The sequence below is a fragment of the Streptomyces sp. NPDC037126 genome (assembly GCF_055605965.1).
The window spans coordinates 179,852-202,114 of record NZ_JBVJTD010000016.1; the positions used below are offsets into that span (position 1 = coordinate 179,852).

General features: G+C 72.5%; 20 protein-coding genes and 1 pseudogene. 9 read left to right on the plus strand and 12 right to left on the minus strand.

Annotated features, from left to right (window positions below; all coding sequences use genetic code 11):
• Nucleotides 1-46: 46 nt before the first annotated feature.
• From ACZ7FF_RS30735 to ACZ7FF_RS30745, 3 genes are all read left to right on the plus strand, one after another.
• Nucleotides 47-1,114, plus strand: coding sequence for a Gfo/Idh/MocA family protein (locus ACZ7FF_RS30735; RefSeq protein WP_470816167.1), 1,068 nt, complete (start codon nt 47-49; stop codon nt 1,112-1,114).
• The gene (locus ACZ7FF_RS30740; RefSeq protein ID WP_470816169.1) at nt 1,114-1,611 is read left to right on the plus strand and encodes a heme-degrading domain-containing protein; all 498 of its coding nucleotides are present in this window, start codon (nt 1,114-1,116) and stop codon (nt 1,609-1,611) included. Before ACZ7FF_RS30735 ends, ACZ7FF_RS30740 begins: the two co-directional genes overlap by 1 nt.
• 73 nt (nt 1,612-1,684) lie before the next feature.
• Nucleotides 1,685-2,551, plus strand: a complete 867-nt coding sequence (locus ACZ7FF_RS30745) for an LLM class F420-dependent oxidoreductase (RefSeq protein ID WP_470816170.1) — start codon at nt 1,685-1,687, stop codon at nt 2,549-2,551.
• A 10-nt stretch (nt 2,552-2,561) separates the two neighbouring features.
• Here the strand turns inward: ACZ7FF_RS30745 and ACZ7FF_RS30750 are convergent, their stop codons facing one another.
• The 5 genes from ACZ7FF_RS30750 to ACZ7FF_RS30770 all read right to left on the minus strand — a co-directional run bounded on the left by ACZ7FF_RS30750 (nt 2,562) and on the right by ACZ7FF_RS30770 (nt 6,355).
• Nucleotides 2,562-3,461: a hypothetical protein gene (locus ACZ7FF_RS30750; protein WP_470816171.1), complete on the minus strand. Its 900-nt coding sequence runs from the start codon at nt 3,459-3,461 to the stop codon at nt 2,562-2,564.
• A gap of 176 nt (nt 3,462-3,637) precedes the next feature.
• The gene (locus tag ACZ7FF_RS30755) at nt 3,638-4,495 is read right to left on the minus strand and encodes a fumarylacetoacetate hydrolase family protein (RefSeq protein ID WP_470816173.1); all 858 of its coding nucleotides are present in this window, start codon (nt 4,493-4,495) and stop codon (nt 3,638-3,640) included.
• A 143-nt stretch (nt 4,496-4,638) separates the two neighbouring features.
• A complete protein-coding gene (locus ACZ7FF_RS30760; RefSeq protein ID WP_470816175.1) occupies nt 4,639-5,364 on the minus strand; it encodes a YidC/Oxa1 family membrane protein insertase in 726 nt (241 codons plus the stop codon).
• Between the two features lie 104 nt (nt 5,365-5,468).
• A complete protein-coding gene (locus ACZ7FF_RS30765; protein WP_470816236.1) occupies nt 5,469-5,792 on the minus strand; it encodes a DUF6412 domain-containing protein in 324 nt (107 codons plus the stop codon).
• Nucleotides 5,793-5,827: 35 nt separating this feature from the next.
• Nucleotides 5,828-6,355 (minus strand): winged helix-turn-helix transcriptional regulator, encoded by a 528-nt coding sequence (locus tag ACZ7FF_RS30770; RefSeq protein ID WP_470816177.1) that lies wholly within the window; start codon nt 6,353-6,355, stop codon nt 5,828-5,830.
• Nucleotides 6,356-6,479: 124 nt separating this feature from the next.
• Between ACZ7FF_RS30770 and ACZ7FF_RS30775 the strand changes: the two genes are divergently transcribed.
• Nucleotides 6,480-7,871 carry an MFS transporter gene (locus ACZ7FF_RS30775; protein WP_470816179.1) on the plus strand — a complete coding sequence of 464 codons (1,392 nt, stop codon included), beginning with the start codon at nt 6,480-6,482 and terminating at the stop codon, nt 7,869-7,871.
• Here ACZ7FF_RS30775 and ACZ7FF_RS30780 read toward each other — a convergent pair whose 3' ends face one another.
• Nucleotides 7,872-8,501 (minus strand): hypothetical protein, encoded by a 630-nt coding sequence (locus tag ACZ7FF_RS30780; protein ID WP_470816180.1) that lies wholly within the window; start codon nt 8,499-8,501, stop codon nt 7,872-7,874. It abuts the gene before it with no gap.
• A gap of 54 nt (nt 8,502-8,555) precedes the next feature.
• Nucleotides 8,556-9,374, minus strand: coding sequence for a class E sortase (locus tag ACZ7FF_RS30785; protein ID WP_470816182.1), 819 nt, complete (start codon nt 9,372-9,374; stop codon nt 8,556-8,558).
• Between the two features lie 299 nt (nt 9,375-9,673).
• Between ACZ7FF_RS30785 and ACZ7FF_RS30790 the strand changes: the two genes are divergently transcribed.
• The 3 genes and pseudogenes from ACZ7FF_RS30790 to ACZ7FF_RS30800 form a co-directional block, all read left to right on the plus strand.
• A complete protein-coding gene (locus ACZ7FF_RS30790; RefSeq protein ID WP_470816184.1) occupies nt 9,674-10,684 on the plus strand; it encodes a hypothetical protein in 1,011 nt (336 codons plus the stop codon).
• Between the two features lie 156 nt (nt 10,685-10,840).
• Entirely contained in the window at nt 10,841-13,978 is a 3,138-nt protein-coding gene (locus tag ACZ7FF_RS30795) for a DEAD/DEAH box helicase (RefSeq protein WP_470816238.1), read from the plus strand.
• Between the two features lie 13 nt (nt 13,979-13,991).
• Nucleotides 13,992-14,075, plus strand: a pseudogene (locus tag ACZ7FF_RS30800) (MOSC domain-containing protein); the annotation flags it as partial.
• An 81-nt stretch (nt 14,076-14,156) separates the two neighbouring features.
• On the opposite strand, the gene ACZ7FF_RS30805 reads toward ACZ7FF_RS30800, so the two are convergent.
• Nucleotides 14,157-14,633 carry a DUF2267 domain-containing protein gene (locus ACZ7FF_RS30805; RefSeq protein WP_470816185.1) on the minus strand — a complete coding sequence of 159 codons (477 nt, stop codon included), beginning with the start codon at nt 14,631-14,633 and terminating at the stop codon, nt 14,157-14,159.
• A 298-nt stretch (nt 14,634-14,931) separates the two neighbouring features.
• Between ACZ7FF_RS30805 and ACZ7FF_RS30810 the strand changes: the two genes are divergently transcribed.
• Nucleotides 14,932-15,237 carry a hypothetical protein gene (locus ACZ7FF_RS30810; protein WP_470816186.1) on the plus strand — a complete coding sequence of 102 codons (306 nt, stop codon included), beginning with the start codon at nt 14,932-14,934 and terminating at the stop codon, nt 15,235-15,237.
• A 119-nt stretch (nt 15,238-15,356) separates the two neighbouring features.
• On the opposite strand, the gene ACZ7FF_RS30815 is transcribed toward ACZ7FF_RS30810, so the two are convergent.
• Both ACZ7FF_RS30815 and ACZ7FF_RS30820 read right to left on the minus strand, forming a co-directional pair.
• Nucleotides 15,357-16,526, minus strand: a complete 1,170-nt coding sequence (locus ACZ7FF_RS30815) for a hypothetical protein (protein WP_470816187.1) — start codon at nt 16,524-16,526, stop codon at nt 15,357-15,359.
• 979 nt (nt 16,527-17,505) lie between these two features.
• Nucleotides 17,506-18,477, minus strand: a complete 972-nt coding sequence (locus ACZ7FF_RS30820) for a GlxA family transcriptional regulator (protein ID WP_470816189.1) — start codon at nt 18,475-18,477, stop codon at nt 17,506-17,508.
• 152 nt (nt 18,478-18,629) lie between these two features.
• On the opposite strand from ACZ7FF_RS30820, the gene ACZ7FF_RS30825 reads away from it, so the two are divergent.
• Nucleotides 18,630-19,079 (plus strand): hypothetical protein, encoded by a 450-nt coding sequence (locus ACZ7FF_RS30825; protein ID WP_470816190.1) that lies wholly within the window; start codon nt 18,630-18,632, stop codon nt 19,077-19,079.
• A 19-nt stretch (nt 19,080-19,098) separates the two neighbouring features.
• Here ACZ7FF_RS30825 and ACZ7FF_RS30830 read toward each other — a convergent pair whose 3' ends face one another.
• Together ACZ7FF_RS30830 and ACZ7FF_RS30835 are read right to left on the minus strand one after the other, a co-directional pair.
• Nucleotides 19,099-20,691, minus strand: coding sequence for an MFS transporter (locus ACZ7FF_RS30830; protein ID WP_470816192.1), 1,593 nt, complete (start codon nt 20,689-20,691; stop codon nt 19,099-19,101).
• A gap of 82 nt (nt 20,692-20,773) precedes the next feature.
• A complete protein-coding gene (locus ACZ7FF_RS30835; protein ID WP_470816193.1) occupies nt 20,774-22,087 on the minus strand; it encodes a DUF445 domain-containing protein in 1,314 nt (437 codons plus the stop codon).
• Nucleotides 22,088-22,263 lie beyond the last annotated feature (176 nt).

Below are 22,263 nucleotides of genomic sequence, written 5' to 3' on the forward strand. Positions count from 1 at the left end.
TGCCCACCGCTTGCACTTTGGCAACAGCGTTGCCAAAGTAGGAGGCATGACTGCTCCTCCCCTCCGCGTCGGCCTGATCGGCTACGGCCTCGCCGGCTCCGTCTTCCACGCCCCGCTGATCGCCGCCACCGAGGGCCTCGCCCTGGACACGGTGGTCACCTCCGACCCGGAGCGGCAGCAGCAGGCCCGCGACGAGTTCCCGGACGTGACGCTCGCCGCCACCCCCGACGAGCTGTTCGACCGCGCCGGCGAGCTGGACCTGGTCGTCATCGCCTCCCCGAACCGGACGCACGTCCCGCTGGCCACGGCCGCGCTCAAGGCGGGCCTGCCGGTGGTCGTGGACAAGCCGGTCGCCGGCACCGCCGCCGAGGCCCGCGAGCTGGCCGCCCTCGCCGAGGAGCGCGGCCTGCTCCTGTCGGTCTTCCAGAACCGCCGCTGGGACAACGACTTCCTGACCCTCCAGAAGCTCGTGGCGGACGGCGCCCTCGGCGAGGTGCGGCGCTTCGAGTCCCGCTTCGAGCGCTGGCGCCCGCAGCCCAAGGGCGGCTGGCGCGAGTCCGGCGACCCGGCGGAGATCGGCGGCCTGCTCTACGATCTCGGCAGCCATGTGGTGGACCAGGCCCTGGTCCTCTTCGGCCCGGCCGCCGAGGTGTACGCCGAGGCGGACGTGCGCCGCCCCGGCGCCGAGACCGACGACGACACCTTCATCGCGCTCACCCACGCGAGCGGCGTCCGCTCCCACCTCTACGTCTCCGCGACGACCCCCCAGCTCGGCCCCCGCTTCCGGGTGCTGGGCTCGGAGGCCGGCTTCGTGAAGTACGGCCTGGACCCGCAGGAGGGCGCGCTGCGCGAGGGCCTGCGCCCCGGCCCCCGGTGGGGCGGTGAACCCGAGTCCCTGTACGGCCGTATCGGCGCCGGCGAGTCCCCGCTGACCGGCGGCGGCACCCCCGTACCTACCGTGCCCGGCGACTACCCCGCCTACTACGCGGCCGTCGCCGGCGCCCTGAACGGCGCCGGCCCCAACCCGGTGACGGCCCTGGAGGCGGCCGCCGCGCTCGACGTGCTGGAGGCGGCCCGCCGGTCCGCCCGCGACAAGGTGACGGTGACTCTCTGATGGCCGGCCCGCGGACCATCCCCGAACCCGCCCCGTCGGTGGCGGAGCTGGAGGCGCAGGAACGCCGGCTGGTCCTGGGGCGGTTCACCCACGAGGACGCCTGGGCGCTCGGCTCCCTGCTGGTGGAGCTGGCCCGCGAGCGCGGGGCGCCGGTGGCGATCGACATCCACCGCGCCGGCCAGCAGCTCTTCCACGCGGCGCTGCCGGGTTCCACCCCGGACAACGACGCCTGGATCGCCCGCAAGCGCCGGGTGGTGGAGCGCTACGGCGCCTCCTCCTACCTGGTCGGCACCCGCTTCCGCGCCAAGGGCACGACGTTCGAGGACTCCTCCCGCCTCGACCCCGGCGTCTACGCGGCGCACGGCGGCTCGTTCCCGATCCACGTCGAGAACGCGGGCGTCATCGGCGCGGTGACGGTCTCCGGCCTGCCCCAGCTCCAGGACCACCGTCTCGTGGTGGAGGCGCTGGAGAAGTTCCTGGGCAGGGCCGGGGATTAACCCGGCGATCTTCCGGGTTGGCACCGGTGCACGGCAGTCACGGCACCACGCTCGACCGGAGGGACCACCAGCGATGACCGACCCACTGCGGCAGACCGTCGGACGCTACGGCATCTGGAACGTCGGGCTGCGCTCGGAGGACCCCTCCCGGCGCGGCGAACTGGCCGAGGCGGCGGCCGAGTTGCAGGAACTCGGCTACGGGACGGTATGGCTGGGCGGCAGCAGTGCCGCCCAGCACGCCCTGCCGCTCCTGGAGGCCACCGACACGCTCGTCGTCGGCACCAGCATCCAGAGCATCTGGCAGTACGACGCGGAGGAGAGCGCGGCGGCCTTCGCCGAGGTGGAGGCCGCCCACCCGGGCCGCTTCCTGCTCGGCCTCGGCGTCAGCCACGCCAAGCTCGCCGACCAGTACCGCCGGCCGTACTCGGCCCTGGTCTCCTACCTCGACGCCCTGGACGCGGCCGGGGTCCCCGCCGGGCGCCGGGTCCTGGCCGCGCTCGGCCCGAAGACCCTGGAGCTGTCCCGCGACCGGGCGGCGGGCGCGGTGCCGTACCTGGTCACCGCGGAGCACACCGCGCAGGCCCACGAGATCCTCGGCGAGGGGCCGTTGCTCGCCCCGGAGCTGAAGGTGGTCCTGGAGACCGACCCGTCCCGGGCGCGCGCGCTGGCCCGCGAGGCCCTCGCGATGTACCTCGCCCTGCCGAACTACACCGACAACTTCCTGCGCCTCGGCTTCACGGAGGAGGACCTCGCCGACGGCGGCAGCGACCGCCTGGTCGACGCGGTCTTCGCCTGGGGCGACGACGACAGGGTCCGGGAACGCATCGAGACGTTCCAGGCCGCGGGCGCCGACCACCTGGCCCTGCAGCTGATCAGCACCGGCCCCCGGGACGCCCTCCCCCGGGACGAATGGCGCAGGCTGGCCTCGCTGCTGGACTGAGCGGCACGGCTCAGACCGCGGCCCGACCGCCACGGCCCGCCGGGCAGTCCCGCAGCAGCCTGCGGATCTGCTCGGCGCGGTCGTTGCGCGGGGGCAGCTGGCTCATACGTCGTTGCAGCAGGCTCCTCGTCCCGTCGTCGAGCAGCGCGCAGTTCCCCCTGAACACTTCGCGCAGCGCCTTGAGCGCCCAGTACTCGTTGAACGGTTTCTCCTCGGACACCGCGGCCTCGGCGAGTTCGCGCCCCCACGCCGGATCCGGGTTGGCGTACAGGTAGGCCGCAGCGGCCAGCCGCAGCCCGTGGTCGCCGCTCCCCAGACGGCGCTCGACGTCGAAGTCCCGGGCGCCTCGCAGCAGACGGACCATCTCGTCGGCGACCTCGCTCATGGCGGCGGTCCTCGCCCGCCCGCTGGACATGGTCCACCGGATCTCGTTGTAGCGTGCGGCCAGCCGCTCGACGGGGTCGTCCGACGCCGGCACGGCGGGTCGACCGCCGGCCCCCGCCCTGCTGAGCGCCTCCCTCACCCCGTCGGCCAGGTCCCCCTCGACCTCCTGCTGCCTCGCCTGGAACTGCTGCGTCTCGACCATGGCCTCGTGCACGATGCCCCGCACCTCCTCCACCTGGCGCTTCAGCGTGATGCCGAATCCGGAGACCTCGGAGAAGAAGGCCCCGAGGAGCACCAGCATCAGGAGGCCGAGGACGACCATCGGAGGGTCCGTCATCTCCGGGTGCCGGCAGACCTCGACGACGCGCCCGTCCGAGACCGTCTGCTGGTTGCACACCTTGGTGCCGAAGAACATGGCCACGGCGGCGCACGCGGCGAGGATGCCGAGCGCGGCCGCCGCCCACTGGAACGGGCCTACCGCCCTGCGCCCGTTCGTCGAGATCCCGTCCGCCCCCGTCGCGGCCATCCCCCACCCCTCGGCATTGCCGGCACCGGCGCCGTGCCCGCCCTCGAAGCCGTCGTACGGCGATCACGGCGCTTCCACGGCACGTCCACGGGAGAGGATATGACCAACAGGCCTTCCGGGGCGGCGGGTTGGCCCCGGGTCGGCCGCGGCCCCGGTGTCGCGAGGGGGCGGAGCGGCTACGCGTCCTTCAGTTCCTGCCGCTGCCGGCCGAGGCCCTCGATCTCCAGCTCGACGACGTCGCCGGCCCTCAGGTACGGCTTCGGTTCGGGTCGGCCCATGGCCACGCCCGCCGGGGTCCCGGTGTTGATGACGTCGCCGGGGTAGAGCGTCATGAACCGGCTGACGTAGCGCACGACCTCCCCGACCGGGAAGATCTGCTCGGCCGTCGTGCCGTCCTGCTTCAGCTCCCCGTTGACCCAGAGTTTCAGCGGCAGCCGCTGCGGGTCGGGGACCTCGTCCGCCGTGACGAGCCACGGACCCAGCGGGTTGAACGTCTCGCAGTTCTTGCCCTTGTCCCAGGTGCCGCCCCGCTCGATCTGGAACTCCCGCTCGGAGACGTCGTGCGCGACCGCGTACCCGGCGACGTGCGCGAGCCCCTCCTCGGCCGACTCCAGGTAGCGAGCCGTACGCCCGATGACGACGGCCAGCTCCACCTCCCAGTCGGTCTTGGCGGAGTCGCGCGGCACGAGCACGGTGTCGTTCGGGCCGACGACCGTGTCCGGCGCCTTGAAGAAGACGACCGGCTCGGCGGGCGGCTCGGCGCCCGTCTCGCGGGCGTGGTCGTGGTAGTTGAGCCCGATGCACACGATCTTCCCGATCCGGCCGACCGGCGGCCCGATCCGGACCCCCGCCGGGTCCAGCGCGGGCAGCGCGCCCGACTCGGCCGCCGCCCGTACCCGGCCGAGCGCCGGGTCGTCGGCGAGGAGCCCACCGTCGATGTCGTCCACGATGCGCGACAGGTCCCGGAGGGTTCCGTCGGCGTCGAGCAGGGCGGGGCGCTCCGCCCCCGCGGGACCGACTCGCAGCAGCTTCATGGTCACAATCTCCCTCGATCGCGGGCGCCCGGCCGACGGGTGCAGCCATCGGGGCGGACTTGGCTGATCCTCCAAGCGCCCGGTCCAGTCCGCAAGACCCTGTTCACGTACTGGACCGTAGCCACATCCTCCCGGCGGTGCGGCTAGCGGTACAGCGCGGCCCGCTCCACGGCGCTCCAGGTGGTGCTGGTGACGACGTACAGCGCGGCCGCGAGCGGGACGACGGCCACGGTGACGAGCGTGAGGAAGGACATGAACGGCATGACCCTGCCGACCGCGCCGAGCCCCGGCACCCGCTCGCCGTCCGCCGCGTCCGGGGCGAGCGGGCCGCCGGCCGTCATCAGCCTGGTGCGCCGGTAGTTGAAGAGGGCGACGGCGGCGACGAGCGCGAACAGCCCGAGGTAGACCAGCCCGGCCGGGCCGAACACCCCGCCGTCCGCGAGCGCGTCGGCCCACCGCCCGCCGAGCGGCGCCGCGAGGAGCCGGTGCGCGAGCAGGCCGTCGCCCCCGCCGCCGATCGAGGCGCCGGCGAAGAGGTGGTAGAGCAGGAAGAAGGCGGGCAGCTGGAGCAGGCTGGGCAGGCAGCCGGACAGCGGCGAGACCTTCTCCTCGGCGTGCAGCTCCAGCACCGCCTGCTGGAGCCGGCGGGGGTCCTCGGCGTGCCGCGTGCGCAGTTCGGCGATGCGCGGCTGGAGTTCGGCGCGGGCGCGCTGCCCCCGGGCGGCGGCGCGGGACAGCGGGTGGACGAGGAGCCGTACGAGCGCGGTGAACAGGACGATCGCGGCGGCCGCCGCGGAGGCGTGGAACAGCGGCTGGAGCAGGTCGGCGAGCCGCTCGACCAGGTGCGCGAAGACGGGGAAGACGGACATGGGTGAGCCCTCCGGAGGGTCTCGTCGTGCCGGAGCTGAGCTGGAAGTCGGCATGACGACCCGCGCGGGGTCACGTACGCATGGAAAAAGCGGGAGGACGTGCCCTACGCGGCGGTCGCCGGAAGGGACTCTCCGGGCGCTCTGGGCCGGCGCCGGCCGGGCGCGTCGGGATCGCGCTGCGGCAGGAAGGCGGTGCGCCGGTCCCGGTCGCGTATCGCCGTGCGCACCCGGGTGGGCGGGTCGGCGGGCGCGCTGCGTGCGGTGAGGAGGGAGCAGACGGCGAGCGCGGACCCGGCTGCGGCGGTCGCCGCGAGGGCGACGGTGGTGGTGAGGCCCCCGGTGTCGAGCATGGCGACGGGCAGCAGGACGAGCAGCGGGAACAGGAGGAACGCGAGGGGGCGCGCGCCGGCCGCACGATCGCGGGCCATCGCCTCCCCCTTCCCCCGGCGCAGCGCCGTGTCGGTCACACCTGGTCGGTCTCCAGCGGCTCCAGCAGCCGCCTCGGCCGGAGCAGTGCCCGGCTGACCGCGTCCGCCGGGTCCGGATCGAGTCCGGGTCCCGGCTCCATGACAACGTCCGGGACCGGCACGATGGTTCCGCAGGCGGGACATTCGCCGTACGGCCCGAGTTCGGTGCCGCACGCCGCGTGCCGGAAGTAGCGCAGCCGGGTCTCGGTGAAGTGCTCGCGGCCCCAGAGGCCGAGGGCCCGCAGGGTGGGCCACAGGGCGATGCCCCGCTCCGTGAGCACGTACTCGTCCCGGGGCGGCGACTGCTGGTACCGGCGCTTCTCGAGGATGCCCTCGGCGGTCAGGGTCCCGAGCCGGGCGGCCAGGACGGCGCGCGGGATGCCCAGGTGGACCAGGAAGTCGTTGTACCGCCGTACGCCGTAGAGCGCGTCGCGGACGACGAGCAGCGTCCAGCGCTCGCCGACGATCTCGAGCGCGCGGGCGATCGAGCACTCCTGTGACGCGTAGTCCTTGCCCAGTGCCATGCCGACCACTGTAGCCACTTTCCGACATTTGGTTCAATGACCGAACCTACAGTGTTACGGTGGCGGGGACAGCTCGGTTCAATGACCGAACCGACACGCAAGTCGCCGAAGGACAGGACATGCCATGACCGGGCTCGGCTCCGCCACCACCCCCGCCGCCGTGCGCGGCGGGACCGTACCGGACGCACCCGTACGCCCCCGGGCGACACTCGCCCTGACCAGCGCGGTGACCGCCGTGGCACTCATGACGTACACCGCCCCGATGGTCACCCTGCCGGACACGGCGGCCGCCCTGCACACGCCCCTCTCCGCCCAGGCCTGGCTCCTGAACGGCACCCCGCTGGGCCTCGCCGCCCTGCTCCTGGTGGCCGGCAGCCTCGCCGACGACTACGGCCGCCGCCGGATCTTCCTCTCCGGCACCCTGGCCCTAGGCCTCACCACCGCCCTCGGCGCGTTCACGACGACGACCTGGCAGTTCACCCTCGCCCGCATCGCCCAGGGCGCCGCGAGCGCGGCCCTGCTGGCCAGCGGCCTCGGCCTGATCGTGCACGCCTTCCCGAGCCCGCGCGGCCGGCTGCACGCGACCGGCGTCTGGGGCGCCTTCGTCAGCGGCGGCATCGCCGCGGGCCCCCTGGTCGAGGCCGCGCTGCCGAACTGGCGCATCGGCTACGGCGTCCTCGGCGCCGCGGCCCTCGCCCTGGCCGCGCTCGGCACCCGCACCCTCGCCGAGTCCCGCGCCCCGCGCGGCGGCCGCCCCGACGTGCTCGGCGCCCTCACCTTCGGCCTCGCCCTGGTGGCCCTGGTCGCGGCCCTGACCCTGGGCCGGGACGGCTGGCTGCGCGCGCCGGTGGGCCTGCTCCTCGCGGCGACCGTCGTCCTCATCGCCGTGTTCGTGGCCGTGGAACGCCGGGCCGGCACCCCGATGATCGACCTCGGACTGCTGCGCCGCCCCCGCTTCCTGGCCTCCTCGGCGGGCGGGCTGTTCACCGGCCTCGCGGTGATCGGCATGTTCAGCTTCCTGCCGGCCCTGCTCCAGCAGACGCTGCGCCTGTCACCCCTGACCACGGCCTGGCTGTTCCTGCTCTGGTCCGGCTTGAGCTTCACCGTCGCGCTCCAGGTCAAACACCTGGCCGGACGGATCGCGCCGCGCTCGCAGCTGGCCCTCGGCTTCGCCCTGCACACGATCGCCGTCCTGACCATGCTCGGCGCGCTCGCCTCCGGCTCCTGGACCCGGCTGCTGCCCGGCCTGATCATCGGCGGCGTGGGCAGCGGCCTGCTCAACGGGGCGCTCCCGCTCCTCGCCGTCGAGTCGGTCCCGCGCGAGCGCGCCGCCATGGGCTCCGGCGCCCAGCAGACCTTCCGCTACATCGGCTCCTGCGCCGGCGTCGCCCTCACGATCGCCCTCGCCACCTCCGCCGGCGGCCTGGCCCGGGGCGCGAACATCACCCTGCTGGTGTCGGCCGTACTGGCGCTGGTGGGAGCGGTGAGCGTCACGGCGCTGCGCGAGCGGCGCTAGTCACCAGCAGAAGTCGGGCAGTTCCCGGGCCGACGGGAACGGCGCGTCCGCCGGCAGCGGCCGGATCTGCACGAAGGCGTGCTCGAACTGCGCGTACGAGAAACCGTCCAGCCCGGGCGCGACGACCAGTACGTTGTCGCCCCGACGCCAGGCCCGGTACCGCCACTCGTGGTCCAGCTCGGGCCGCCGCTCGTGGGTCACGTCGTGGTCGGGCGGCCCGAGCAGCGCGCCGAACGTGTCGGCCACCTCGTCGAGCCGGGCGCCGAACGTGCCGGCCGGCCCGTCGACGATCCCGTGCCAGCCGGGCAGGGTGCTCCAGCAGTCCTCCGCGATCGCCCCGTCCGGGTGCACGTAGTACTCGTACGCGAAGGGCATGGCGAAGCAGTCGTCGCCGTACACGAGGTGCCCCGCCGGGCTGTGGCACTTCTCGTCGAATTCGCCCAGGTACTCCCCGGTGGACTCCCAGCCCGCGGCGGACACCGCCCGCTCACCGGCCTCGGGGTCGGCCCAGTCCGCCTCGGTCATCTCGACGATCTGCGCGGCGAGTTCGCGCGTCACGGGACAGAGGGCGACGATCCAGGGCGGGTCGTCCTCATCGTCGCCGGTACCGCCGGCCGGTTCGTCGGACATACGGGCCCCCTCTTGGTGATCGTCGCGCACAGACTATCGAGGAGCGGGCCGGGCTCAGCGGGGCCGCATCGAGACCAGCTTCCCCCACACCGCCATCCGGTACCGCGAGGTGAACTCGGGCGTGCAGGTGGTGAGGGTGATGTAGTAGCCGGGCTCGTCGTACCCGTACCCGGGTCGTACGAGGGAGCGCGGCACGGGCCGGACGACCCCCGAGTCCGTGGCCGAGGTCTGCGGCAGGATCTTGTCGACGTCGTACGTGTACGTCGCCGTCCGCGTCTCCACCTCGATGTCGTCCCCTCGCCGCAGCCGGGGCAGGTACCGGAAGGGCTCGCCGTGCGTGTTGCGGTGCCCGGCGAGCGCGAAGTTGCCCGCCTGGCCCGGCTGTTGCGTCCCCGGGTAGTGACCGACGTACCCCCTGTTGAGGACGTCCTCCTTGCTCACGCCCTCGGCGACGGGGACCCGGAGCCCCAGCCGGGGGATGGTGAGGACGGCGTAGGCCTGGGAGCGCCCCACGGCGGCCACCGGGGAGTACGACCGCCGGGGCGCGGGCGGCTGGGACGCGGCCGGATCCTGCGCGGGGGCGGAGCCGGTGCCACCGGTATCCGTACCGGCATCGAGGCCGCCGGAGGTGCCGGGAGTGCCCGGGGTGCCGGGGGTGCCGCTCCCCCACTCCCGCTCCAGCGCGTCCACCTTCCGCTCGGCGCCGCGCCGCGCCTCCAGGTTGGTCCACCACAGCTGGTGCACGACGAGCAGCAGGAGCAGCACCCCCGCGGTGACGAGCACCTCGCCCCCGCTCCACAGCACCCCTCTGCGCCGGGCACGCCTGCGGCAATCGCGGTGCCCCACGACCCGCACGCCCGACACAGCCCGCATCCGCACACCACCTCCACCGGAGCCGCCCGCACGATAGGCGCGCCGCCCTCAACTGGCCATAGCACCAGGGGCATCCGCCCCCAAGGCCCTCAGGAAAGTGACGACGGCGGCTCCTGCACCAGACCCTCGGCCACCTGTCCGCCCGCAAAGTCCCATACACCCCCTTCGTGGCGAAACCAGCTCAGGCGTCGCAGGTGAACGGAGTGACGACGTGCGCCGGGCCCTCCGCGTCCGGAAGCCCGGTCCGGAAGCCGCACCCTTACCTCCCTCTGTCACCGCTCGGCAGTACGGTGTCCCCCATGCGCCCCGACACGCCTGCCGAGAACGTCGACCACACCGCCGAAGCGGCACGCCTGGAGCGGACCGCCGGGCTGTACCCCGAGGACACCGAGGCCCTGCTGCTGAGGGCAGCGGCCCACCTGGAACTGTCCGGCGACCGCCCCGCGGCCACCGCGCTCTACGACCGCCTGCTGTCGTCCACCGAGGGGCTGGACAACCCCTCCCTGGTCCGCGCCCTGAAGGCGTCGAACCTGTGGGAGTACGACCACGAGGCGGAGGCCAGGGCGATCATCGACGGCCTGCGCACCTCGGCGCCCCGCGATCCGGCGCCCTGGGTGATCATCGCCGAGGCCCTGGAGTCCCACGACGAGCTGGAGGCGGCCGAGGAGACGTTCACGGAGGCGCTGAGCCTGCTCGTGCCGGACTCCACGGAGCCCCCGCAGGCGACGCACCCCCTCGTCTACGGCCGCCACCGCGTCCGCCGCATGCGGGGCCTCACCCACGACGACTGGGACGCCCTGGCCGACACCCTGCACACCGCCCCGGTCCCCCTGGACGAGCTGCACGACCCCAAGCGCGTCTGGTCCCTCGGCTCAGACAACCCGGCCGAGCTCCAGGCCGAGATCTCCCGCCTCCGGGCCGAACTGGGCGCCTACCGGGAGGCCCTCTCCCGCCCCTTCCCGGTCGCCGTCCTCCACTGGCCGGCCCCGGAACTGACGGAACTCCTGTCGGCGTACCCGGCCCTGACCGCCGAGTACTCGTCCCACGACTCCCACCTGTCGACCATAGAGTCGTCCCTGCGCGAGCTGGCCTCGTCGGGCACGGGAAACCTGGGCATCGTGACGGGCACGGTCCCCTCCTACGAGGCCTTCGCGGCCTCGGAAGGCTCCTCCCCGTCCGACACCACCCTCCTCCCCCAGTACGCCACGACCCTGGCAGCCCGCGGCCGAGCAGTGGCCTGGCCCCCACAGCGCGGCACGGACTGCTGGTGCGGCTCCAGCGAGGGGTACGAGGCCTGTCACGGCGGATAGGAACGTCGACCCGGGTCGGGGGTGGCCCGGGCCCGATCACTTCCCGGCACAAGGCCCTCATCTGTCAGTGGCCGCTGTTACAACTGATCCTTGCCGGTGCTCGATGTCGTGCACCGGTACCGCGAGGGATCAGGGGGAGCAGCCGTGGCAGAACCGATGGGCGTGTCGGAGCCGATCGCGGGCGTCTACGAGAAGCTGATCACGAGCGATGTTCGCGACGAGCTGGAGCGGTTCGAGGCAGCCGGCTGGAAGGCCGTCGACGTCGAGGTCAGCTCGGAGTCGGCTCCGCACGTCCTGGCTCGCTACATCGGTGATGCCGTCGGCCAGAGGCTGGCCCAGCTTCCGGCCGCGGAACGGGTCAAGGCCGCCAATCGCATCCTGGAGGCACTGGCCGCCGCTGGTTCTCACGACTCGAGCGGCACCGATGCGGTCAGCACGATCGTCGACGGTCCGCGGCAGCTTCTGACGCTCGCGAGACAGGAGGCCCCGGGTGTCCATTCCCTGCGCCCCCTGACGCCGCTGTCCGAAACGTCGCTCATCACCAACTCGCCCGAGGACCTGAGTCTCGGTGCCGAGCTCAGGGCGGAGCTCGGCACGGCGGACCGCATCGACCTGCTCTGCGCGTTCGTGAAGTGGCACGGCATACGTGTCCTGGAAGACCCCCTGCGCGCCGCGAAGGAAAGGGGCGTGCCGATCCGTGTCATCACGACCACCTACATCGGCGCCACCGACCGCCGGGCGCTCGACCGACTGGTCCGGGACTTCGGGGCGACCGTCAAGGTCAACTACGAGATCCGCTCCACCCGACTGCATGCCAAGGCGTGGCTGTTCAGACGCGAAACGGGCTTCGACACCGCATACGTCGGCAGCTCCAACCTCTCGAAGGCGGCACTTCTCGACGGCCTGGAGTGGAACGTACGTCTGTCGTCCGTCGCGACACCCGCCGTACTGGACAAGTTCGAGGCGACCTTCGACGCGTACTGGAACGATATCGCCTTCGAGACATACGACCCCGACCTCCACGGCGCACGTCTCGACGAGGCGCTGGCTCAGGCCAGTGGGTCCGGCTCCGGCACGGACCTGAAGATCAACCTCTCTGGGCTGGAGGTACGCCCCTTCCCCCACCAGCGAGACATGCTGGAGCGCCTCACCATCGAGCGGGAGCTGCGTGGGCGGCATCGGAACCTTCTGGTCGCGGCGACCGGCACCGGAAAGACGGTGATGGCCGCGCTGGACTACCGCCGCCTGTGCGGCAGGTCGGACGCCAGCCGGCCGAGGCTGCTGTTCGTGGCCCACCGAAAGGAGATCCTGAAGCAGTCGCTGCGCACCTACCGGGAGGTGCTGGACGACGCGTCGTTCGGAGAGCTTCTCCACGCCGGGCAGGAACCGCGCGAGTGGGACCACGTCTTCGCCAGCGTGCAATCGCTCAATGTCCAGCGTCTTGAGCAACTGGCCTCCGGCCATTTCGACATCATCGTCATCGACGAGTTCCACCACGCCACGGCCAGCACCTATCGACGGGTCATCGACCACTTCGGGCCGAAGGAGCTGCTGGGCCTGACGGCCACCCCGGAACGGATGGACGGGCTGAACGTCCAGGACGAGTTCTTCGGCGGCCGGATCGCCGCCGAGATGCGCCTGTGGGAGGCCCTGGAAAACGACCTTCTCTGCCCCTTCCACTACTTCGGCATCCCCGACGGCACGGACCTGACGAACCTCGGCTGGCAGAAGGGGGCCTACGCGGACCAGGAACTCGGCAACCTCTTCACGGGCAACCACGCGCGCGCCCGGATCGTGGTGAAGCAGATCAGGGACAAGGTCTCCCACCCCGGCGCCATGCGCGCGCTGGGCTTCTGCGTGACCAAGGCGCACGCCCACTTCATGGCGGACTTCTTCCGGCAGGCCGGCTTCAAGGCTGTGGCGCTCGACAGTGACTCGCCCTCCGATGTGCGCGCCCGGGCTCTGGCGGACCTTCGGGACAGAAGGCTCCAGGTGGTCTTCTCCGTCGACCTGTTCAACGAGGGCCTCGACATCCCCGACGTGGACACCCTGCTCCTGCTCCGCCCGACCAACAGTGCCACCGTCTTCCTCCAGCAGCTGGGCCGGGGCTTGCGGCGCACCGAGACGAAGCCCGTTCTCACCGTCCTCGACTTCATCGGGCAGCACCGCGCCGAGTTCCGCTTCGAGGAACAGTTCCGCGCCATGACCAATCTGTCGCGGAACCGGCTCCTCGACCACATCGAGCACGACTTCCCCCAGCTGCCGTCCGGCTGCCAGATCATCCTGGAAGGCAAGGCGAGAGACCTCGTCGTCAACAACATCCGGACCCAGCTGGGCGCCACGGTGAAGACGCTGGTGAAGGAGGTCAGAAGCTACGGCACGCCCCGTCTCGCCGACTACCTTCGGGAGAGCCGCCGGGAGATCAAGGAGCTGTACAAGAGCGACAACTCCTGGACGACGGTCCTGCGCCGCGCCGGTCTGATCGATGATCCCGCGCCCGCGGAGGAAGCCGCACTCCTCAAGCGCGTCCACGCCTTCCTCCACGTGGACGATCCGGAGCGCGCGCAGGCCTACCTCCGCCTGCTCCAGGACGACGCTCCGCCGTACGAGGACCTGGGCACCACCGGACAGTCGTACGCCCGCATGCTGTTCTTCAACCTCTGGGACAACGCAGGCGGGTTCACCAGCTTCCAGGAGGGCCTGGACTCCCTGCGTCCCCAGCAGGTGTTCCGTGACGAGCTGCGGCAGGTGATCTCCCACGTCATCGAGCGGGCGGACCACTTCCCGCTCCCGCTGTCCGGCCGTCTCGGCGACGTCCCGCTGAAGGTGCACAGCGCCTACAACCGCTCCGAGATCCTCGCCGCCCTCGGAGTGGCCCGCTTCGGCGGGCAGATGCCGCGCTCCTTCGCACAAGGCGTGCAATGGGTCGAGGAACTCGACACCGACGCCCTCCTCATCACGCTGGACAAGAACGAGAAGGACTTCTCGCCCACCATCCGCTACAAGGACTACGCGTTGAGCCCGGCGCTCTTCCACTGGGAATCCCAGAACGCGACGGCCGCCGACTCCCCCACCGGTCTGCGCTACCGGCACCACCGGGAACGCGGCAGCCACGTCCTGCTGTTCATGCGGCGCTACAAGAACACCGACATAGGCAAGTCCCAGCCGTGGGTTCTCCTCGGCCCGGCCACATACGAGAAGCACACCGGTAGCAAGCCCATGTCCATCACCTGGCGCCTGGAGCACGAGCTTCCGGCCGACGTGTGGACCTACTCGGCGATCACCGCGAGCTGAGCGCCTTGGGTGAGTGCACCTCGTTCACGAGGAGGTCGCGGCGGCCGGGTTCGAGGGCGGGGCCGGGGAGTTGGGTGAGGACATCACCACGCGGGGATGAACCCCGGCCGCGCCGTGTGGGCGTGGTGGCCGGGCGCCGGGCTGGGCGGGTGCCGGCGGCGCCCGGTGAGTCGTGCGGCTACGGCGTCGGCGCCAGGTCCGCGCGGCCGAACAGGAGGGCGTAGCCCGGCGGCAGTTGGCGCAGGACGCGGGTCGTCAGGGGCTCGCCCAGCTGTGCGGACAGGGTGGTGAGCACCGAGCCGACGTGCCAGCGGGCCGTCGCCGGGGTCGAATCCTCGATGCGGGCCGCCACCGACTCCACGAACTCCCGTGCCGTCAGCGGGTGGGCCGTGGGGATCCGGGCCGCGATCACCCGGCCCGCCTCGCGCGGGAGGGCCTGCGCCAGGGCGACTCGCTCGTCGCCCGTCACATGGGCGCCGAGGGCCGACAGGACGGTACGGGTGACTCGTTCCGCCTCCGCCCTCGTCGTGTACTGGCCCGCCTCGCGCACGGCCTCCGCCAGATCCTCCCAGCGCGCGGAGGCGCTGTCGCGGACCCGCGGCGACGGCGCGGGGATGGTGGATCTCGTCTCCGGCTGCGGCATCGTCACGGTCATGCTGCTGGCTCCTTCTCCGGGACTCTTCGTGGCACCGGACTTCCAGTACCCCGCAATGCGGCCGGCATGGCGGGGCGATCGGGCCGGAGGCGCACGAGCGGCGGTGGTGAGCGGCGGTGGTGCCGGAGAGACTCGTGGGGCGGCGGGCCGGGCCCACGGCGAAGCCCGATTCGTCTCGAACCAGAACTTGACAGGCCTGGACTCAGGTTCGATCACGGTCATGGCCCGCGCGTTAGCCTCAGGACAGACGAGGGGGTATCCCCCGGATCAAGGACAAACAGGATATATGGAGGCACTCATGGCCAGGGTTCCCAGCGCGGTCGTCGCCGCGAGCGGACTCGTCGGTGGTTACGGCGTCGCCCGCTGGACCAAGAAGCGGCAGCTCGGCGGGGCCGTCCTGGCCGTCGCGGGCGCCGCCGCCGCACAGCAGTGGCGCAAGCAGGCGGGCGGGAAGGCCGCGGGCGCGCTGACCGCGGCGTACGTCGCCGCGTTCGCCGGGTCCCACCCGCTGGCGAAGAAGGTCGGCGCCTGGCCCTCGGTCCTCGGCGTCGCCGGTGCCGTGGCCGTCGCCTCCTGGGCGGTGGCCGACCGGCGTCACCCGTAGATCCGGGCGACTCCCGTACGGCGTCCGCCCGCGGCTCACCTCTGCGTGAGCCGCGGGCGGACGGGGGAGCAGGCACCGGGCCGGCGGCGGGCGCGCGCCGGACGTGGGCGCGCGGGCCGCTAGATGTCCCCAGCCTTGACCTCGGTCAGTCCGTACCACTCGGCCAAGGGCGTCCACAACTCGACGAAGCGCTTCTTCGCGTCGTTCGCCTGCGTGTTGTGCCCGTCCGCCCCACCGTCGTACACGGCGCCGTCCTTCGGGCAGCCCATGACCGGACCGTCATCGACATAGCCCGCGACGTCCGAGGCCCAGGAGCTGTAGTCGCGGTCGGCGTTCGCGGACGCCGTCCAAGCCCGGGACAGGGCGTCCACAGCGGCGTTGAGGTCGTTGTCCGCATCCGGCGCGAGCTGGTCGAGGCGACGGGCCAGGGCGTCCCGGTGGTCGGCCACGCTGACGAGATCGTGCTGCGCGCCCCGGATCGGGGACGACCCGTACCAGCAGTGCTGTACCGCCAGGATGGCCGTCTGCACGCGTCCGCGCAGAGGCTCGTTCTCCTTGAGCATGGCCTCCACCTGCTGAGCCGCCTGCGGTACGTCCGAGGACGGTGACGACGACTGCGTGGCCGGCGAGTCCCCGGCGGCGGCCGAAGGCTCCTGGCTCGTCGCCGCCGCGCCGCCGACGGATGCGGACGGCTCGACTGAGGGCGCCGCCGAGAGCGTGTGCGGCTGCGCCGGGTGTGACTGGAGACGGAGGGCGAGCGCCGTTCCGCCGCCCGCCACCACGGCGGTCGCCAGCAGCGTCACCGCGATGACCGTTCCGCTACGACGGCGGCCGGACCGGGGCGCCGAGGCAGGCAGTGGGTACGCCGACGGATCGGACGCGCCCACCGGCGTGGACTGCGGGGGCTCCGGTTGCGGGTACGACGGCTGGGGCGAGTGTCCGGACATCCCCTGGGCGGCGTGAGGTGCGGCTGCGTGAGGCGCCGCCGCGGGTGGGGCGGCCGGGAGCGGCTGGTCGGCGACGGCGTCGGGCAGGTCCGTGGGGACAGGGGTGTCATCAGCCTGCGCGGTGGCAGGGATCCCGCTCGCGTTCCGGGCGGACGTGTGCGCCTGGGTGACCGTGGCCGGTTCGGCGGGGAGTGGGTGCTCGACGGGGTCGCGCCCGGGGGCGGCGGGCACGGAGGCGTCCGGCGTCGGGTCCTGGTCACCGCCGGGCACAGCGTCCAGCGTCGGGTCCTGTTCATCGCCGGGCACAGCGTCCTGCTCGTGCTCCGCCGGCTCTGCGGACACGCCTTCCCCGTGGAGCGCGGCCTCAGCCGGCCGTTCGGCCGGGGCGGAAACGGCCGTGGGGAATGAGGAAGAAGCGACAGGGGTGGCGCCGGAGGCCGGGGCAGCGACAGCGGCCGAGGCGAGGTCCGGGCCGGGGGCCGAGGTGGCGTCAGGGACCGGTCCTGCGACGGGGCCAGGTGCCGTAACTGCGCCGGACGCAGGGCTCGTAGCCGAGACGGGGGCAGCGGCAGGGCCGGCGGAAGGAACACCATCCGGAGCCGAAACCGGCGCGGCAGCCGGGCCGGGGGCCGTCGCGTCGGCGGCCGTCGCATCGGCGGAAACGGACGCGGAGGTCGGCACGGGCACCGATGCGGCGAACGGAACGCCGCCGGGAGCGGACGCGCAGCCGCCGGCGGGACCGGCACCCCCAACCGGCCCGGAGGAAGCCGCCGTTGCCCCGGCTCCCGCCCGGAGGAACGGTTCCGCGGTCATCCGGTGCGCATCCCGCTCCGGATGACTACGTTGTCAGCGGGCGGGAAGAGCCGTCGGCCCGGCAGCGCCTAACCACCTGGCGGGGCAAGCGGTTCGGAAGCCGTCAGGCCTACCGCTCCCCCCGAGTGGCAGCGCGCGGGCCGCGCCGTGCGCGTGCGCGGCCGGTGCTGTCACCGGGCTCGACGTCAGCACGGCGACTGCCACCGCTGACGCGGGGAGAGACGGTGTCTCGGCATGGGGCATGGGCTCCTGATGTGTGCGTGCGCCCCGGCCAGGGGTCTGCGCGACGGCGCGTCCGGACGCGCCGGGCGCAGTGCGACGATCTTGGCACGCCGAGCATCGATTGTGAAGATGCTGTGTGCATCTAAGGCAACCGAAACGGCCTCCGGCCCGATAGGCCCCCTTGGACACCAACCGCCCTCCGGCCCCTCCGCCCTCCTCGGACACCGACCGCCTCCAGTCCGTCCGCCCCCTAGGGCGCCGGCCGGTCCGACGCGCGCGTTCGCGCTCAGCGGTGCGCGGCAGGCGGCTGCTCCCCGTTCGCGCGGAACGCCTTCCGGTACGCCTGTGGACTGGTGCCCACCACCCCGCGGAAGCGTTCCCGGAAGGCCGTCGGGGAGCCGAACCCCGCCTGGACGGCGATGCGGTCGACGGAGTACGCCGTCGTCTCCAGCAGGTACTGCGCGCGCCGCACCCGCGCCCGGTGCAGCCACCGCAGCGGTGTCGTGCCGGTCTGCTCGCGGAAGCGGCGGTTCAGGGTGCGGGCGCTCATGCCCGCCTTCGCCGCGATCTCGTCCAGCGTCAGATCGCGCTCGCAGCTGTCCCGCAGCCACTCCAGCAGGGGCTCCAGCGTCGCGCCGGCCGGGGCCGGGGGCAGGTCGTGGACGATGAACTGGGCCTGTCCGCCCTCCCGTTCGAGCGGCATCACGGACATCCGCGCCGCGTGCGCGGCCACCGCCGAGCCGAAGTCCCTGCGGATCATGTGCAGGCACATGTCCATGGCCGCGGCCGCGCCCGCCGAGGTGAGGAACTGGCCGTTGTCGACGTAGAGGACGTTCGGGTCGACGGTCACCGCCGGGTGCCGCTCGGCCAGTTGCGCGGCCGCGAACCAGTGCGTCGTCGCGCGCAGGCCGTCCAGCAGGCCCGTCGCCGCGAAGAGGAACGCGCCGACGCAGATCGAGGCGATGCGGGTGCCGTTCGCCGCCGCGGCGCGGAGCGCGTCCGCCACCCCCGGCGGCAGGGCCCCCGGCGGCTCCGCGACGCCCGGCAGGACGATCGTGTCGGCCTCCGCGAGCGCGTCGAGGCCGTGCGGCGCCCGCATGGTGAAGGCGCCCGCGCTCACCTCCTCGCGCACCGAGCAGACCCGCACCCGATACGGCGCCCGGCCGTCGGGCAGCCGCGCCCAGCCGAAGGTGTCGATGGGGGCGGAGAGGTCGAAGGGGATGACCCCGTCCAGCGCCAGTACGGCCACGGTGTGCATGGCAGGAAGCTATCCGTACGACGGATTGTCGCCGGCACCGGCCCGGCCGGAACGGGCCTGCGGGCGACGCGGTCGGGCGGCTGGCGGGAATCCGTCGGCACCTGGCAATCCCGCCACTTCTGCCCGTCCCCCCGCCCGCCTACCGTCCCTGCGTGACCAAGTTCCTCCTCGCCGTCCACGTCCTCGCCGCGATCGTCGCCATAGGACCCGTGACCGTCGCCGCCGGTATGTTCCCGCACGCCGCACGCCGGGCGCTCGCCGCACCGGACGACGAGGACGCCGCCGCTACCCTGCGGCTGCTGCACCGGATCTGCCGGGTCTACGCCGTCGTCGGCGTCGTCGTCCCGGTGTTCGGGTTCGCCACCGCGAGCGAGATGGGCGTGCTCGGCAGCACCTGGCTGATCGTGTCGATCGCGCTCACCGCCCTCGCCGCCCTCGTCCTCGCCGCCCTGGTGCTGCCCTTCCAGAACACGCTCGTGGAGGGCGACGGCACAGCCCGGCGGACCGCGCGACTCGCCCTGGTCACCGGGCTGTTCAACCTGCTGTGGGCCACCGTGACGATCCTCATGATCGTCCGGCCCGGATCCACCACGGGGGCGTGACACCCCCATGGGACCCGCGCTACGGCCTGCTCGCCGCCGGCGGCGCCGCGGGATCCTGCGGGCCCGGGGAACACCCGGACGGACGGGCCTTCCTGGTGGCCTCCTTGGCACGGCCGGCCACCGCCGTCAGCGGACGGGCGATGTCCTCCAGGGACCGCCGCTCGGCCTCCACCGCCAGGAACGCCGCGACCAGGCCCGCCGCGCACATCAGGGCCGCACCGATCGAGAACGCCAGGACCGTGTCGCCGACCTTGCCCGTGCCGGTGAGGTCGGCGAACAGCAGCGGACCGCTGATACCGCCGGCCGCCGTGCCGAGCGCGTAGAAGAAGGCGATGGACATCGCCCTGGTCTCCATCGGGAAGATCTCCGAGACCGTCAGATAGGCGCTGGAGGCGCCCGCCGAGGCGAAGAACAGCACCACGCACCAGCACGCCGTCAGCGTGCCCGCGCTCAGCGCACCCTGACCGAACAGCCAGGCCGTACCGAACAGCAGCAGACCCGAGAGCAGGTACGTCGACGAGATCATCACCCGCCGGCCGACCGTGTCGAAGAGCTTGCCCAGCAGCAGCGGACCGCAGAAGTTGCCGACCGCGATCACCGCGAAGTAGTAGCCGGTGCGGTCCGCGGGCACATTGAAGAACTTCGTCAGGATCGCGCCGAAACCGAAGGTGATCGCGTTGTACAGGAACGCCTGGCCGATGAAGAGGGAGAAACCCAGGACCGCCCGCCTGCGGTACTCGCCGAAGACCGTACGGGCGATCTCCATGAAGGTGACGCTCCTGCGCTGACGGATCTCCAGCTCACCCTCCGCCTCGGGCAGCCGGTCGCCCTTCTCCTCCTCCACCTGCCGCTCGATGCCGCAGACGATCTCCTCCGCCTCCCGGTCCCGGCCGTGGATCAACAGCCACCGCGGACTCTCCGGGACATGACGCCGTACCAGCAGGATGACGAGCGCCAGCACCGCGCCCAGCGCGAACGTCAGCCGCCAGCCCACGTTCGCGGGCAGCAGGTTCGTGTTCAGCGCCACGATCGACAGCAGCGAACCGCCCACCGCGCCCAGCCAGAAGCTGCCGTTGATCATCAGGTCCACCCGGCCGCGGTAGTGCGCCGGGATCAGCTCGTCGATCGCGGAGTTGATCGCCGCGTACTCACCGCCGATACCGAAACCGGTCAGGAAGCGGAACAGGAAGAACCACCAGGCCTCCCAGGACACCGCCGTCAGGGCCGTCGCCGCCAGATACACCGCCAGGGTGATCATGAACAGCTTCTTACGGCCGAAACGGTCGGTCAGCCGGCCCCAGAACAGCGCGCCCGTACAGGCACCCGCCACGTACAGCGCCGCCGCCACACCCGTGATCTGCCCGGAGGTGATCGCCACACCACTGCCCGGCTCGGACAGCCGGCTCGCGATGTTGCCGACGACCGTGACCTCCAGGCCGTCCAGGATCCACACCGTGCCCAGGCCGATCACGATCGTCCAGTGCCAGCGGGACCAGGGCAGACGATCCAGCCGGGCCGGGATGTCGGTCCTGATGGTCCGGCCGGTCTCCCCCGGCTTCCCGGCGTCCGGTGACGGCGACTGCGGCTGTGGCTGTGGCTGCGCTGCGGCCATGACTCCCCTCCTCGACGAAGGACGTCCCTCGGCGTCGGGGGACGGCAGAACGGGTGCCCCCGTCCCGCGGAATCACGCCGCGTCAGGCGCCCAGCGCCCGCGACACCGCGTAGATCAGAAGACCCGCCAGTGATCCCACCACCGTGCCATTGATCCGGATGAACTGCAGGTCACGGCCGATGTGCGCCTCGATCTTCCGGGTGGTGTGATCGGCGTCCCAGCCCGCCACCGTGTCCGTGATCAACGAGGTGATCTCACTGCGGTACGTCGTCACGACGTGCACCGCCGCACCCTCCACCCAGCTGTCCACCTTGTCCTGCACCTTGGGCTCGCTCGCCATCCGCGCCCCCAGCGACAGCAGCGCCGCCCGTACCCGCAGCCGCAGCTCACTGCGCTCGTCCTCCGCCGCCGCGACGATCATCGACCGCACGGCCGTCCACGCCGACGCGATCAGGTCCTGCACCTCACCCCGGCCCAGCACCTCACCCTTGAGCCGCTCCACCCGCGCCCGCGTCTCCGTGTCGGACTGCAGATCCGAGGCGAAGTCGGTGAGAAACCGGTCCAGCGCCCCACGCGCCGGATGAGACGGCATGTCCCGCATCTCCACGCAGAACCGCAGCAGCTCCTTGTACACCCGCTCGCCGACCTTCCGGTCCACGAACCGCGGGGTCCAGCCCGGCGCACCCCCCTGCACCGCGCCCATCACGCTGTCGCCGTGCAGCACCAGCCAGTCGTGCGCCCGGGACACCACCAGGTCCACCACCCGCTTGTGCCCGCCGTCCGCGACCACCTTCTCCAGCATCTTGCCGATACCCGGCGCGATCTCCTGCGCGTTCGCCCGCCGCGTGATCGCCTCACCGACCACCGCCTGCACATCCGAGTCCCGCAGCACCGTCAGCGCACCCCGCAGCGCCGTCGCCAGCTCCGCCGTCACCCGGTCCGCGTGCTCCGGCTCGGCCAGCCAGGCACCCAGCCGGCTGCCGATGCCGACCGCCCGCAGCCGCTGCCGCACCACCTCCTGCGACAGGAAGTTCTCCCCCACGAACTCGCCCAGCGAGACGCCCAGCTGATCCTTCTTGTTGGGGATGATCGCCGTGTGCGGGATCGGCAGCCCCAGCGGATGCCGGAACAGCGCCGTGACCGCGAACCAGTCCGCCAGCGCACCCACCATGCCCGCCTCCGCCGCCGCCGCCACGTAGTCCGCCCACGGCCCGGCACCCTCATGCCCCGCCAGCTTGGCCAGCACATAGACCACCGCCACGAACAGCAGCAGACCCGCCGCGGTCAGTTTCATGCGCCGCACACCACGCCGACGCTCCTCGTCGGCCGGCGTGAAGGCCGTCATCGTGCGGTACGACGCGGCCCGCCCCGCCGTCTGCGTCTCGGTAGGTTCCATCAGCTCCGCCCGTTCGGTGATCCCGCACACAATTGTCCCTTCCTGACCGACTCCCGGAACGGATCAGGAGTTCCCGGCGTCTGTCTGAACGGAGAATTGGGCAGGGCCCTGTCAGCTCTCCCGGGCCCATGACGCATCATGGGCCATCCAAGATCGGAGCCCCGGGCTCCCATCTC